14 protein-coding genes are annotated in these 12,813 nt (G+C 74.8%); 6 read left to right on the top strand and 8 right to left on the bottom strand.

All coding sequences use genetic code 11. From position 1 onward, the window contains the following. The first annotated feature begins 66 nt into the window (after positions 1–66). Complete coding sequence (locus tag ACI6PP_RS05005; protein WP_421109641.1) at positions 67–552, top strand: DUF2231 domain-containing protein; 486 nt, start codon at positions 67–69, stop codon at positions 550–552. On the opposite strand, the gene rsgA is transcribed toward ACI6PP_RS05005, so the two are convergent. Genes rsgA through ACI6PP_RS04985 form a run of 4 tightly spaced genes read right to left on the bottom strand, consistent with a single transcriptional unit; the run spans position 549 to position 6,091 of the window. Continuing rightward, positions 549–1,553: a ribosome small subunit-dependent GTPase A gene (gene rsgA / locus ACI6PP_RS05000; protein ID WP_421109639.1), complete on the bottom strand. Its 1,005-nt coding sequence runs from the start codon at positions 1,551–1,553 to the stop codon at positions 549–551. The genes ACI6PP_RS05005 and rsgA overlap by 4 nt on opposite strands. Before the next feature lie 10 nt (positions 1,554–1,563). Then, positions 1,564–2,841 carry a 3-phosphoshikimate 1-carboxyvinyltransferase gene (gene aroA / locus ACI6PP_RS04995; protein WP_421109637.1) on the bottom strand — a complete coding sequence of 426 codons (1,278 nt, stop codon included), beginning with the start codon at positions 2,839–2,841 and terminating at the stop codon, positions 1,564–1,566. 18 nt (positions 2,842–2,859) lie between these two features. Then, positions 2,860–3,363 carry a DoxX family protein gene (locus ACI6PP_RS04990; protein ID WP_421109636.1) on the bottom strand — a complete coding sequence of 168 codons (504 nt, stop codon included), beginning with the start codon at positions 3,361–3,363 and terminating at the stop codon, positions 2,860–2,862. A 37-nt stretch (positions 3,364–3,400) separates the two neighbouring features. Next, a complete protein-coding gene (locus ACI6PP_RS04985; RefSeq protein ID WP_421109634.1) occupies positions 3,401–6,091 on the bottom strand; it encodes a sigma-70 family RNA polymerase sigma factor in 2,691 nt (896 codons plus the stop codon). Between the two features lie 202 nt (positions 6,092–6,293). On the opposite strand from ACI6PP_RS04985, the gene ACI6PP_RS04980 reads away from it, so the two are divergent. The 5 genes from ACI6PP_RS04980 (at position 6,294) to rsrA (ending at position 9,862) form a co-directional block, all read left to right on the top strand. Continuing rightward, on the top strand, positions 6,294–7,016 hold the full coding sequence (locus tag ACI6PP_RS04980) for a hypothetical protein (RefSeq protein WP_421109632.1): 723 nt from the start codon (positions 6,294–6,296) through the stop codon (positions 7,014–7,016). A 297-nt stretch (positions 7,017–7,313) separates the two neighbouring features. Continuing rightward, positions 7,314–8,084 carry an SOS response-associated peptidase gene (locus ACI6PP_RS04975; protein WP_421109630.1) on the top strand — a complete coding sequence of 257 codons (771 nt, stop codon included), beginning with the start codon at positions 7,314–7,316 and terminating at the stop codon, positions 8,082–8,084. A 25-nt stretch (positions 8,085–8,109) separates the two neighbouring features. Next, positions 8,110–8,727, top strand: coding sequence for an alpha/beta hydrolase family protein (locus ACI6PP_RS04970; protein ID WP_421109629.1), 618 nt, complete (start codon positions 8,110–8,112; stop codon positions 8,725–8,727). A gap of 155 nt (positions 8,728–8,882) precedes the next feature. Beyond that, a complete protein-coding gene (locus ACI6PP_RS04965; RefSeq protein ID WP_421109627.1) occupies positions 8,883–9,542 on the top strand; it encodes a sigma-70 family RNA polymerase sigma factor in 660 nt (219 codons plus the stop codon). Beyond that, positions 9,539–9,862: a mycothiol system anti-sigma-R factor gene (gene rsrA, locus ACI6PP_RS04960; protein WP_421109625.1), complete on the top strand. Its 324-nt coding sequence runs from the start codon at positions 9,539–9,541 to the stop codon at positions 9,860–9,862. Before ACI6PP_RS04965 ends, rsrA begins: the two co-directional genes overlap by 4 nt. Before the next feature lie 79 nt (positions 9,863–9,941). On the opposite strand, the gene ACI6PP_RS04955 is transcribed toward rsrA, so the two are convergent. The 4 genes from ACI6PP_RS04955 to ACI6PP_RS04940 form a co-directional block, all read right to left on the bottom strand. Continuing rightward, positions 9,942–10,016, bottom strand: coding sequence for a 50S ribosomal protein bL37 (locus ACI6PP_RS04955; RefSeq protein WP_373887156.1), 75 nt, complete (start codon positions 10,014–10,016; stop codon positions 9,942–9,944). 191 nt (positions 10,017–10,207) lie between these two features. Then, the gene (locus ACI6PP_RS04950) at positions 10,208–10,594 is read right to left on the bottom strand and encodes a thioesterase family protein (protein ID WP_421109623.1); all 387 of its coding nucleotides are present in this window, start codon (positions 10,592–10,594) and stop codon (positions 10,208–10,210) included. Then, positions 10,591–11,112: a GNAT family N-acetyltransferase gene (locus ACI6PP_RS04945; RefSeq protein WP_421109621.1), complete on the bottom strand. Its 522-nt coding sequence runs from the start codon at positions 11,110–11,112 to the stop codon at positions 10,591–10,593. Before ACI6PP_RS04945 ends, ACI6PP_RS04950 begins: the two co-directional genes overlap by 4 nt. After that, positions 11,112–12,806 carry an acetolactate synthase gene (locus ACI6PP_RS04940; protein ID WP_421109619.1) on the bottom strand — a complete coding sequence of 565 codons (1,695 nt, stop codon included), beginning with the start codon at positions 12,804–12,806 and terminating at the stop codon, positions 11,112–11,114. Before ACI6PP_RS04940 ends, ACI6PP_RS04945 begins: the two co-directional genes overlap by 1 nt. Positions 12,807–12,813: the final 7 nt, after the last annotated feature.

The following is a 12,813-nucleotide window of genomic DNA, read 5'->3' as shown; positions in this document are numbered from 1 at the left end:
AGTGGGCGACCCCCGTACCCTGTGACGACACGTGCCGCCGGGCACGCCGATCTCGAGGAGCCCCGCGTGTTCGACCAGCTCGACGGACTTCCCCTCCACCCGCTCGTGGTGCACGCCGTCGTCGTGCTCGCACCGCTCGCCGCGCTGCTCTCCGTCGCCCACCTGGTGTCCCGCTGGCGCCGTGCGCTGCGCTGGCCCATCGCCGCGATCGCCGTGGTCGCCACGATCAGCGCGTGGGTCGCCACGCAGAGCGGCGAGGCCCTGGAGCGCGCGATCTCGAGCCAGCTGGAGGGCAACCCCACCGGCGAGCTCGTCGACGAGCACGCCCGACTGGGCGACCGGCTCTTCATCGCGCTGATCGTGCTGTCGGTGGTGGCGGTGCTCGTCGTCGCCGCGTCCCGCCTCGACCGCGCCGTGGTCGGCCACCTGCTGGCCGTCGTCCTCGCGGTGGTGGCAATCGGCGTGGGCGTGCTGACCTACCAGGTCGGCGACAAGGGCGCCCGCGCCGTCTGGAACCCCACCGGCTCGGTCGACTACAGCCGGACCAACTAGTACGGCGCCGTCAGGCTGGCGAGCAGCCGCCTGAACGAGTCGACGCGAGCCGGGTCGAGCGTCCCGTCCGCCACGGCGGTGTCGAGCGCGCACTCGGGGTCGTCGGCGGTGTGCGCGCACCCGCGCGAGCACCCGCTGACGACGTCGGCGAGGTCCTCGAACGCGTCGACCAGACGGTCGGGGTCGACGTGCGCCAGGCCGAACGACCGCACGCCGGGGGTGTCGACGATCCAGCCGTCGCCGGGCAGCCGCAGCGCGATGGCCGACGTGGACGTGTGCCGTCCGCGACCGGTGACGGCGTTGACGAAGCTGGTGCTGCGGTGCGCCTCGGGGACGAGGTCGTTGACGAGCGTCGACTTGCCGACGCCGCTGTGGCCCACCAGCACGCTCGTGTGGCCCTCCAGCGCGGCGCGGACGTCGTCGAGGCCCTCGATGCCGCCCCCGGGCAGCACGCGCGTCACGAGCACCTCCACCGCGAGCGGGCGAAGTGCGTCGAGGAGGTCGTCGGCGGGGGCGAGGTCGGACTTGGTGAGGCACACGAGCGGCTTCATGCCCGCCTCGAACGCGGCCACCAGGCAGCGGTCGATCATCCGCGGGCGTGGCTCGGGGTCGGCCAGCGCCGTGACGACGACGAGCTGGTCGGCGTTGGCGACGATGACCCGCTCGACGGGGTCGGTGTCGTCGGCGGTGCGGCGCAGCACGGTGGCGCGGTCCTCGACCTCGGCGATGCGGGCGAGGGTGTCGGTCTCGCCGCTCGTGTCGCCCACGACCTTGACGAGGTCGCCGACCACGACGCCCTTGCGCCCGATCGAGCGCGACTTCATCGCGGTGACCGCCCGCTCCTGCTCGCCGTCGCCGACCAGGAGCGTGTACCGGCCGCGGTCGATCGTCACGACACGCCCCACCTCGGCCTCCCCGTAGTCGGGGCGGTCCTTGGTGCGCGGACGCGTGCGTCGGCGGGGGCGCTCGAAGCGCTCGTGGTCGTCGTCGCGGCGGCTCATCGTGGCCGGCTCACCCGAAGACCGTCGCCCAGTAGTCGGCGAACCCGGGGAACGTCTTGGCCGTGGTCTCGACGTCGCGGACCACGACGCCCGGCACCGCGAGGCCCAGGACCGCGGCGGCGTGAGCCATCCGGTGGTCGGCGTACGTGAGCAGCTGGGCGGCGTGCAGCGGCCGGGGGTGGATCTCGAGGCCGTCGTCGGTCTCGGTGGCCTCGCCCCCGAGCCGGGTGACCTCGGCGACGATCGCGGCGAGCCGGTCGGTCTCGTGGCCGCGCAGGTGGGCGATGCCGCGCAGGCGGGACGGACCGTCGGCCACGGCGCACACCGCGGCGACGACGGGCGCGAGCTCGCCCTCGTCGTGGAGGTCGACGTCGAGACCGGCGGGCCGGCCGGACGCGGTGACGACCAGGGTGCCGTCCTGCACCTCGACGTCGGCGCCGAAGGAGGCGGCGAGCTCGCGCCAGCGGTCGCCGGCCTGGTCGGTGCGGTCGGGCCAGCCCTGGACGCGCACGGTGCCGCCGGTGACGAGGGCGGCGGCGACGAAGGCGCCGGCGTTGGAGAGGTCGGGCTCGAGGGCGGTGTCGAGCGCGGCGACCGGGCCGGGCCGCACCACCCAGCGGTTCGGCTCGGAGTCGTCGACCTCGACGCCGCGGCGGCGCAGCTCGGTGAGCGTCATCTCGACGTGGGGCATGGACGGCACCGGCTTGCCGTCGTGCCGCACGTCGACGCCCTCGTCGTAGCGGGCCCCGGCCAGCAGCTGCGCGGAGACGAACTGGCTGGAGGCGGACGCGTCGATCGTCACGACGCCGCCGCGCACGCGACCGGCGCCGCGGACGGTGAACGGCAGGGCTCCTCGGCCGTCGTCGTCCACAGTGACGCCGAGCGAGCGCAGGGCCTCGAGCACGGTGCCCATCGGACGCTCGCGGGCGTAGAGGTCGCCGTCGAGGCGCACGTCGCCGCTCACGAGGGCGGCCACGGGGGGCACGAAGCGCATGACGGTGCCCGCCAGGCCGCAGTCGACGTCGGCGTCGACGGGCGAGCCGGTCGACAGCGGGGTGACGCGCCAGGCGTCCGAACCGGGCACGTCGTCGACCGCGCCGCCGAGCGCGCGCACGGCACCGGCCATCAGCTCGGTGTCGCGCGAGCGCAGCGGGCGCGTCAGGACCGACGGCCCGTCGGCGATCGCGGCGAGCAGCAGCGCACGGTTGGTCAGCGACTTCGACCCCGGCAGGGCGACCGTCGCGTCGACGGGGCCGGAGGCGTGCGGTGCGGGCCAGGTCGAGGTCACGCGACCGACCCTATGACGTCAGGGACGCAGGTCCTGCACGGCGTCGACGGCCCGGTGGGTGAGGTCGACGGTGCGGTCCTTGGCGCGACGCGGCCAGACCTTCTTCTGCGGCTCGGGGTCGAGGCTCGACAGCAGCAGCCCGCCCAGGATCGAGGCGTTCTTGAGGAAGTGGATCTTCTGGTTCTGGCGCGTGCCCGGGTCGGTCTCCTCCCAGTAGCGGTGACCGGCGAACGTCACCGGCACCAGGCTCGAGGCGAGGGCGAGGGCCGAGAAGCGCGGGAACCGACCGGTGGCCAGCGCGAGCCCGCCGATCAGCTCGACGGCGCCGTTGAGGCGCACCAGCGTGGCCTCGTCGGTGGGGATCGGGGCCTGCGGCACCGCCCGGGCGATCGGCGGCACGATCTTGTCGGTCACCGGCTTGGCCGCGGGGGCCATCGCCTTGGCGTTGCGGATCTCGTTGAGCCCGCCCACGACGAAGATCGAGGCGAGCATGGGGCGGGCGACGACGCGCAGCAGTGTCATGCCCCATTCCTATCGCAGCCCGCGCGCCGCCGCACCGTCACCGCGTGTCGGACGGCGCGTCGACACGGCCCGGAAGGGTGAACCGCTGGTTGTCGTTGCCCGGGGCCGAGGTGGGGTCGCGCTTGGCCGGGTAGGCGATCAGGTCGACGCCCGCGCGCACGATGCCGCCGTTCGCGTCGAGGACGTCGCGCCGGTCGGCGACGAGGAACACCCCGCCGAACCGCGGCGCCACCGAGTCCGCCCACGTGGTGGCCCCCTCGCACGAGCCGAGCGTCACGTCGCGTCCCGGTGCCAGCAGGCACAGGCGACCGTCGCGGATCGTGCCGTCGGCGTAGAAGCTCCACATCGTCGCCCCGGCGCAGCGCTGGACGCTGACGCCGCCCGACGCGTCGACGCACCAGGCGCCGCCCGCGTAGTCGTCGTGGAACCTCAGCACGCCGTACCGGGTGCGGCCGACGGCCACCTCGACCTCGTCGGACGTCCGGGTGTCGTCGTCGCGGACGGCGGTCACGGTGTAGACGTGCAGACCGTCCGGCACGGACGAGTCGGTGAACGACGTGGCGCCGTCGGCGAGCCGCCCGGACACCGCGGTGCCGTCGCGGCGGACGACGTAGCCGTCGGGGTCGTCGACGCCGGTCCAGGTGACGGTGACGGCGTCGCCCTTCGCGGCGAGGAAGACGTTCGCGGGTGCGGTCAGGGGTGGGTCGTCGGACTCGGGGACACCGGGGTCGACGCCGTCTCGGCCGGGCACGCGGAACCGCTCGGGGCGGGTCTCGCGCGGCTTGGACGACGTCGAGGCCGTGACCAGGACGAGGGAGTCGCCGCTCTGTCGGAGCACCAGGCCGGACGCGGCGACCACACGGGTGCCGGCGGGCTCGGCGGCGCGCAGGCTCCAGCGCTGGGCGGCCGACGCGGGGTCGCAGCTGCGGAGCTCGACGACGTCGCCGTCGGCGGCGGCGCACCGGTCGCCGACGCGGATCATCCCGCCCCGCAGCACGACGGCGGGGGAGTCGGCGCACGCGACGAGGGCCAGTCGGCCGCCCGACGCGCCCAGGCACAGGGAGCTGCCGCCACCGGTCACCGTGGTGCGCACCGCCCCGCGCCCCACCAGCCGGCCCTGCCAGTCGCGCGCGGTCTGGCTGGTGCCCGGTCCGAGCTCGTCGCCGCGCACCGCGCGCACGGTGTACACGTAGCTGCCGGCGTCGACCGGCTCGTCGTCGAGGGACCGGCGGGTGAGCGGCCCGTCGGTGTTGACCAGGGTGGCCGCGGCGTCGGTGGCGAGCGCGGCACGCACGCCGAACCGTCCGGCACCCGCCTGCGGTGCGGCGCTGCGGTAGACGTCGTAGCCGCGGGCGCGGGGCACCGCGTCCCAGGTGACGGTGATGGCGTCGTCGCCGACCGACGCGCTCACCGACCCGCTCGCCCCCAGGTCGGGGTCGCCGGGCGACGTGGGGTCGGGGCTGCCCTGGCCGTCACCGGTCGCGCCGTCGCCCGAGCCGTCGCCGGAGCCGTCGGCCGAGCCGTCACCGGAGCCGTCCCCGGACCCGTCGTCGGAGGGCGACCCGTCGCTCGAGCCGGGGGAGCCGCCCTGGCCGGAGGTGTCGGGGGCGGGGGTCGAGCCCGGGGGCGTGGCGCCGGGGAGCGTGGGAGGGAGCGCACTGGGGGAGGTGCCGGGAGGGGTCGCTCCCGGCAGGCCGGGCGTGGTGCCGGGCGCCTGGGAGTCCGGCCCGGACGCGTCGCCGGACGACCCGTCGCCGTCGGACTGCGAGGAGGGGGTGGACGCGACGTCGTCGGCCCCGCCGGTGACGGCGACGAAGACCAGGCCGCCGGCGAGGGTCGCGACGGCCGCGGCCCCGGCCACGGCGGCGACCGTGTGGGTGGTGCTGCCCGCGACCCAGCCCCGGGTGGACGACCACCAGCCGCCGAGGACCGCCATCGCCGTCGATCCGCCGCCGCCCAGGTAGCCGGCCGCGGCGGCGCCGAGGACCGCGGGGGCGACGATGGCGCCGAGGTCGGAGTTGACCTCGCTCAGCTCGAGGTAGACCGCGGTGCAGCGCGCGCAGCCGTCGAGGTGCTCGCGCACCTTGGCCTGGTCGCGCCGCGACAGACCCTTGCGGACGTACGCGCCGAGGTTGCCGATGGCCCACTGGTGCGCGTCGTCGGCCTCCTCGCGGAGGTGCTGCTGCAGGTAGGCCTGGCGCAGGCCCTCCCGTGCGCGGTAGGCCAGCGCCGAGACGCTGTTGGCGCTCATGCCGAGGATCGGTGCGACGGCGGCGGGCTTCTCGCCCTCGACGTCGAGGTGCCACAGCACGGTCTGCCAGCGCTCGGGCAGCGAGGCGAACGCCGCGGCGGCGGTGCCCTGCTCGAACGCGGCCAGCGGCGCGTCGTCGAAGTCGACGCCGCGGTCGAGGTCGGCGTCCTCGGTGGGGCGGACCTTGGAGACCGCCCGGATGCCGTCGACGTGCAGCCGGCGCATCGCGGTGAGCAGGTAGGCGCGGAACGCCACGTCGGGGCCCTTGCCGGCCCGCAGCTGGTCCATCACCTTCTCGAACGACCCGGCCACGAGGTCGTCCGCGTCGGCGCCACCCCGGGTCAGCTGGCGGGCGAGGCGGTGCGCGGCCTCCTGGTGCCGCGAGAACAGCAGCCCGTAGGACGAGAGGTCGCCGGAGCGGACGGCGGCGATGAGCTCGTCGTCACCCGGCTGCGCCGGCGCGTCCTGGTCGGTCATGGCTCGTTCCCTGGTGAGTCCTGGACCCACCATACGAAAGGGGTACCCCACAGGGGCAGACCGCGACATATCTCCCTCATCTGGACGGGACGCGGATCGGGAGGAAAAAGATTCCGAAAACCGCGTCACGATCCCGGTGGTCGCGCGTCCTTGTCCTGAGAGCGGATGCACAGGGCACCCGCAGCAACGGCCGGGAGGCGTCGTGAACGAGTCCACAGCACACGGTGCACCGCAGGGGGCGCGGCGCACGGGGATCGACGCCGAGCGCGTCCAGCTGCTCGAGGACGCCGTCGGGGGCGACGTCCACGAGTCCGGCCTCGCGGAGGTGGTCGCGCTCGAGGTGGGAGCGAGCGCGGGCGCCGACGGGACCCCGCTGCGGCGGCTGTACAGCGACCTCGAGGGCGTCTACGACCGCCTGGTCGGCGAGGAGCCGGCCTACGAGGTCGCACGCGCCCTCGGCACCGGCTGGGCCGAGGCCAGCGCCGCGCACCTCGAGACCGTGTCGTGCGAGGACCCGCTCACGGGCCTGGCCACCAGCCAGCACCTGCGCTCGCGCCTGGCCGACGTGTACCGCGTGGCCCGTCGCGACTGCACGTCGGCCACCGAGACGCACGCCCTCGTGATCGCCGACCTGCCGACGCCCGCCGCCGGGGTGCCGCCCCTGCTGCGCTCGCTCACGATGCTCGAGGCCGCCACGCTCGTGCGCACCGTGTTCGACGGGGCCGAGACGATCGCGCAGCTCGGGGAGCTGCGCACCGTCGCGCTGGTCGAGCGCACCGCGCACGTCGACGACGCGGCCGCCGCGGTGGCGACGCTGCTGCGCACCCGTGCCCGCCGGCTCGGCGGCATCGCGTCGGTGACGACGCTGCCGCTCCCGGCCGACGAGGACTCCGCGACGAGCCTGCTCGGGCAGCTCGCGCGGTAGCACGGGGCCGCCCCGACCGTCGGGGGGAGGCACGACAGCGGCTGGGTCTCGGGACCAGCCGACGCGTGCCTCCTGGTCGGGGTGGCCCACCCACCACAGACGGGTCCCCGTCGTCGGGCTCGGGGGGAGGCGGGCGGCGGGGACCGCTCCACGTCCATGGCCCGTCCGGGCCATCTGCGGTCGTTCGCCCACGCGGACGGCTCGCGGCGGGCACCATGAGTCCGTCGCTGCACCCCGGTGGGAGGGGGTGCGCCGACGCTGCCCGTGGCTGTCGGACGCGTGTGGGAGGCTGCTGCCATGTGCGGGAGGTACGCCAGCAGCCGGGCGGGTGACGACCTCGTCGACGAGTTCGACGTCGACCCCTCCGCCTGGGTCCCACCGGTCGCGGTCGACTACAACGTCGCGCCCACCAAGCACGTCCCGGTGGTGCTCGCCCGGGCGCCGCGCGGCGAGCCCGACGCCGCGCCCGTGCGTCGCCTGCAGCTCGCCCGCTGGGGGCTGGTGCCCAGCTGGGCCAAGGACCCCTCGATCGGCAACAGGATGATCAACGCCCGCCTCGAGACGGCCGCCGAGAAGCCCTCGTTCCGCAAGGCCTTCGCGTCGCGGCGCGCCCTCGTCCCCGCCGACGGCTACTACGAGTGGTACGCCAGCTCCGCGCGCGACGCCAAGGGCAAGCCGGTCAAGCAGCCGTTCTTCATCCGCCCGTCCGACGGCGGCGTGCTCGCGATGGCCGGCCTGTACGAGCTGTGGCGCGACCCGTCGGCGTCCGACGACGACGACCCGTGGCTGTGGTCGTTCACCATCCTCACCACCACGGCCGAGGACGACATCGGCCGCCTGCACGACCGCATGCCGCTGCTGCTCGAGCGGTCCGACCACGCCCGCTGGCTCGACCCCGGCGTCACCGACACCGACGACGTCGCCTCGATGCTGGTGCCCGCCGCCCCCGGGCGGCTCGAGGCGTTCCCCGTCTCGCGGGCGGTCAACAACGTCCGCAACGAGGGCCCCGAGCTCGTCGACCCGATCCCGCTCAGCGACGTGCCGGCCGACGTCCTCGAGGCCGGCTGAGGTGGCCGCACCCGAGGTCCGGACCGTGCCCACCCCGCACGGCCCCGGACGACTGGTCACGCACCGCTCGCCCCGCCCGCGCGCCAACCTGGCGCTCACCCACGGGGCCGGCGGCGGCATCGACGCCCGCGACCTCGCCGCGCTCGCCACCGGGCTGGTGCACCACGACGTCACGGTGGTCCTGGTCGAGATGCCCTGGGTGGGTGCCGGTCGGGGCATCGCCCCCGCGCCCGCCGTCCTCGACGAGTGCTTCGTCGCGATGCTCGACCGCACCCGCCCCCGCGTGCCGCTGGTCGCGGGCGGACGCAGCGCGGGCGCCCGCGTCGCGTGCCGCACGGGTCGTCGCGTCGGTGCCGTCGGCGTCCTCGCCCTGGCGTTCCCGCTGCACCCTCCGGGCAAGCCCGAGAAGAGCCGCGCCGACGAGCTCGACACGGGGCTGCCGCTGCGCGTCCTGCAAGGGGGACGCGACCCGTTCGGCGCACCGGTCGAGATGCCCGTCGGTCTCGGCGTCGACGCCATCGAGGGCGCCGACCACGGGTTCAAGGTGCGACGCAGCGACCCGCTCGACCAGTCCGCGGTGCTCGACCTGCTCGTCGAGAAGGCCGCGGCCTTCGTCGCCCGGGTCACCCCGCCGCGGCGCTGAGCCGCCCCCGACGTCGACGGAACAAAGGGCGCCGCTCCCCGGTTCTGCCTGGTGACACACCACACCAGCCCCGGAGAGGAGCGACGACCGTGCTGCAGACCGTCAGATCCGCGCCGACATGTCGCCACGAGGGTGCGGGAGTACGCTTGAGCGCGATGACCGAACCCACTGACTCGACCGCCACGGCGGCCCTCGACACGCCCGCCGACGTCGAGATCGACGTCGCCACCGAGACGCCCGAGGACCGTGCGCTGCGCTTCGAGCGCGACGCCCTTCCCTTCCTCGACCAGCTCTACTCCGCCGGTCTGCGGATGACGCGCAGCCCCGCCGATGCCGAGGACCTCGTCCAGGAGACGTTCGCCAAGGCGTACAGCGCGTTCCACCAGTTCAAGCCCGGCACCAACCTCAAGGCCTGGCTGTACCGCATCCTCACGAACACGTACATCAACTCCTACCGCAAGAAGCAGCGCCAGCCGCAGCAGTCGATGACCGAGCAGGTCGAGGACTGGCAGCTGGCCGCGGCGGAGTCGCACACCTCGTCGGGCCTGAAGTCCGCCGAGATGGAGGCGCTCGAGCACCTCCCCGACAGCGACGTCAAGGACGCGCTGCAGAAGCTGCCCGAGGACTTCCGGTACGCGGTCTACCTCGCCGACGTCGAGGGCTTCCCGTACAAGGAGATCGCCCAGATCATGGGCACCCCCATCGGCACCGTGATGTCGCGCCTGCACCGTGGACGCCGCCAGCTCCGCGAGATGCTGTCGGACTACGCCCGCGACCGCGGCATGGCCGTCACCGGGGCGGGGGAGAGCGCATGAGCGACCACGGCCCCGACTGCGTCCGCGCCCTCGACTCGCTGTACCTGTTCATCGACCGCGAGCTCGACGAGGCCAGCTGGGACGAGATCCACGCCCACATCGCCGACTGCGAGCCCTGCCTCACGGCGTTCGACCTCGAGCGGATGGTGAAGAACCTCGTCGCCCGCTCGTGCACCGAGAGCGCCCCGGCGCCGCTGCGCGACCGTGTGCTGACGTCGATCCGCACCGTCCGCGTCGAGATCTCCGAGCACACCTACACCGAGCACAGCTGGACCGAGTCCGGCTTCTCGTCGGCCGATCCTGAGCCGCCGCGCGACTGACACCGCCCACCACGACGAAGGCCCCCGCAGCACGTGCTGCGGGGGCCTTCGTCGTCCGGCACCGGTGGTGCCGGGTGGTTCACGCGTTGGGGCGCTTGCCGTGGTTCGCGTTCTTCTTGCGACGCGCACGACGCTTGCGACCGGTCTTGCCCATGGGTCCTCCTCGTCGGGGTGTCTCCCCGCGGTCGGGGACGTACGCCCCCATCGTCCCACACGCCCTCGCGAGGCCGTCGCGTGCTCGTCTCGCCCGTCGACGTCCGAGTGGTGCGACGCACCGCGACTCGATGCGTTGAGCAACTCGGACCTCGACGCGAGAGAGGGGCCGGGCGTGGGCCGGGTGGGAGGTCAGGGGCGGGTGAGGCGGGCGAGGAAGGGCTCGCGACGGACGACGACGCGGCGGACGCGGCCGTGGGCGACCACCTGGCCGGCGTCGTCGCGGGCGACGACCTCGAACGAGACCAGGCGTCCGTCGACGTCGGTGACGGCGGCGGTCGCGGTCACGGTGGTGCCGACGGCGCTGGCCGCGACGTGCTCGACGTCGACGCGGGTGCCCACCGACGACGACGCGCCGTCGACCTCGGTCGCGATGGCCGCGCACGTCGCCTCCTCGCACCAGGCGACCAGGCGCGGCGTGCCCAGCACGGGGAGGTCGCCGCTGCCGAGCGCGAGGGCGGTGTCGTCGTCGGTGACGACGTGGTCGACGCTGGCGCTCTGGCCGGCGGTGATGCTCATGGGGCTCCCTGGAGGTGGACGTCGCGCCGGAAGCCGATCAGGTCGACGCCGGGCATCGGCGCCCAGTCCAGCACGGGGTCGCGGCGGAACCCGAACCCGGTGTAGAGCGCGTGGGCCGCGGTCATCTCCTGCAGCGAGCACAGCACGACCTCGTCGAGCCCCTGCTCGTCGGCGCGGTCCAGGCACCAGGTGACGAGCGCCCGCGCGACGCCGCGACCGCGGGCCGACCGCGCGACCGCCAGCATCCGCACCTCGCCCTGCCGGTCCGTGGTGGCCACCTCGCGCATGGGCGACCCCGGCGGGCACCAGGTGACGGTGCCGACCAGCTCGCCGTCGTCGACCGCCACGACCAGCTCGGCGTCGCGCTCGCGGCGACGTCCGTCGGCGAGCTCGCCGCGGTAGTGCTCGTCCGGCGAGCCGTCGGGTCGCGTCAGGTACCCCTCGACGGCGTAGACCGACGCGGTGAGCGCCCCTGCCGTCTCGGGCTCGGACGGGTGCGCGAGCCGGACCTCGAGCATCAGATGCCGGTGGTGCTGCGCGGGTAGGCGGCCTCGACGTCGGTGATGACGTTGACCAGGTACGGGACGCCCGAGGCGAACGCGCGGTCGAGCGCCGGCCCGATCTGGCGCGGGTCGGTGACGGTCTCGCCACCGCCGCCCAGCGCGGTGACCACCTGGTCGTAGCGGGTGCCGGGGGTGAGGTCGGCGGCCACGTCGTAGCCGTAGAGCATCTGCATCGGGCCCTTCTCCAGGCCCCACGCGCCGTTGTTGCCCACGATCATCACGACGGGGAGGTCGTGGCGCACGAGCGTGTCGACGTCGACGAGCGACATGCCGGCGGCGCCGTCGCCGAGCAGCAGCACGACCTGGCTCGACGGGCGCGCGATGCGGGCGGCCATCGCCGCGCCGAGACCGGCACCCAGGCAGCCGTAGGGGCCGGGGTCGAGCCAACCGCCGGGACGCTGCGGCTCGACGAACTTGCCGGCGAACGACACGAAGTCGCCGCCGTCGCCGATCACGACGGCGTCGTCCGCGAGCCGGGGGAGCAGCTCGCCGTAGATGCGGGCGGGGTGCACCGGATCGGCCTCGGCGGTGAGCAGCGCCGAGTCGCGCTCGATGGCCGACGCGACCTGGTCCTGCAGCGTCGACAGCCAACCCGACCAGTCCGGACGGCTGCCGGACGCCGACTGGAGCGCCGCGAGGACCCCGTCGAGCACGCGGGTGAGGTCGCCCGACGCGGTGGCGGCGGTGACGGCGTGTGTCGAGACCTGGCCGGGGGAGTCGGCCAGGTGCACCACCTGGGCCTGCGGGGCGCCCTCCTTGCCGCCGAAGACGCCGTAGCCGAGCCGGAAGTCCAGCGGCGTGCCGACGACGACCGCGAGGTCGCACCGGCCGAACGCCACGGAGCGGGCCTTGGTGACCAGCTGCGGGTGCCCGCCGGGGACGACGCCGCGTCCCATGCCGTTGGCGATGACGGGCACGCCGGTCTCGGTGACGAAGCGCAGCGCCGCCTCCTCGGCGTGGTCGGACCAGACGTCGGTGCCGAGCACGAGGACGGGACGCTCGGCGCCCGCGAGCAGGTGCGCGACGGCGGCGAGGTCGTCGGCGTCGGGCTCGAGGGGCGCGACCGATGGGCCGGGGTCGGTCACCGTGCTCGTGGCGCGGTCGAAGATCTGGTCCATCGGGACGTCGACGAACACCGGGCCGCGGTGCGAGGAGCCCGCGAGGTCGAAGGCCTGCTGCATCGTCGGCGCGATCTCGTCGGTGCGCATCGCGGTGGTGGCGTGCTTGGAGATCGTCGCGAAGATCGGGGGGTGGTCGAGCTCCTGCAGGCTGCCGGTGCCCCAGCGGTTGGTGGGCGCGCGGCCGCCGATCACCACCAGCGGCGAGCCAGCGAAGTGCGCCTGCGCCACCGGGCTGACGCCGTTGGTGACGCCGGGACCCGCGGTCAGCACCGCGAGGCCGGGCGTGCGGGTGAGCTTGCCGGTGGCCTCGGCCGCGAACACCGCCGACGGCTCGTGCCGCACGTCGACCAGCCGGGTGGTCGGCTCGTCCTTGACGGCGGCGTCGTACAGCGGGAACACGTGCGCGCCCGAGAGCGTGAACATCGTCCGGACGCCGTGCGCCCGGGCGACGTCGAGGGCCAGCTCGCCGCCGTGCCCCTCCCGTCCGGTCGGCTCGTTCGCGTCGGCGGTCTCGGGTGCGTCGGTCATGGACCCG

The sequence above is a fragment of the Solicola agrisoli genome (assembly GCF_049059935.1).
Classification (GTDB): Bacteria; Actinomycetota; Actinomycetes; order Propionibacteriales; family Nocardioidaceae; genus JAURVT01.
This window is presented reverse-complemented; position numbering and strand designations above follow the sequence as displayed.

Excerpts from the sequence above, each read along its gene's own strand:
- ACI6PP_RS04940 (WP_421109619.1), bottom strand. The coding sequence starts at position 12,806 with ATGACCGACGCACCCGAGACCGCCGACGCGAACGAGCCGACCGGACGG.
- ACI6PP_RS04965 (WP_421109627.1), top strand. The coding sequence starts at position 8,883 with ATGACCGAACCCACTGACTCGACCGCCACGGCGGCCCTCGACACGCCC.
- rsrA (WP_421109625.1), top strand. The coding sequence starts at position 9,539 with ATGAGCGACCACGGCCCCGACTGCGTCCGCGCCCTCGACTCGCTGTAC.
- ACI6PP_RS04975 (WP_421109630.1), top strand. The coding sequence starts at position 7,314 with ATGTGCGGGAGGTACGCCAGCAGCCGGGCGGGTGACGACCTCGTCGAC.
- ACI6PP_RS04945 (WP_421109621.1), bottom strand. The coding sequence starts at position 11,112 with ATGCTCGAGGTCCGGCTCGCGCACCCGTCCGAGCCCGAGACGGCAGGG.
- ACI6PP_RS04950 (WP_421109623.1), bottom strand. The coding sequence starts at position 10,594 with ATGAGCATCACCGCCGGCCAGAGCGCCAGCGTCGACCACGTCGTCACC.
- ACI6PP_RS04990 (WP_421109636.1), bottom strand. The coding sequence starts at position 3,363 with ATGACACTGCTGCGCGTCGTCGCCCGCCCCATGCTCGCCTCGATCTTC.
- rsgA (WP_421109639.1), bottom strand. The coding sequence starts at position 1,553 with ATGAGCCGCCGCGACGACGACCACGAGCGCTTCGAGCGCCCCCGCCGA.
- ACI6PP_RS04985 (WP_421109634.1), bottom strand. The coding sequence starts at position 6,091 with ATGACCGACCAGGACGCGCCGGCGCAGCCGGGTGACGACGAGCTCATC.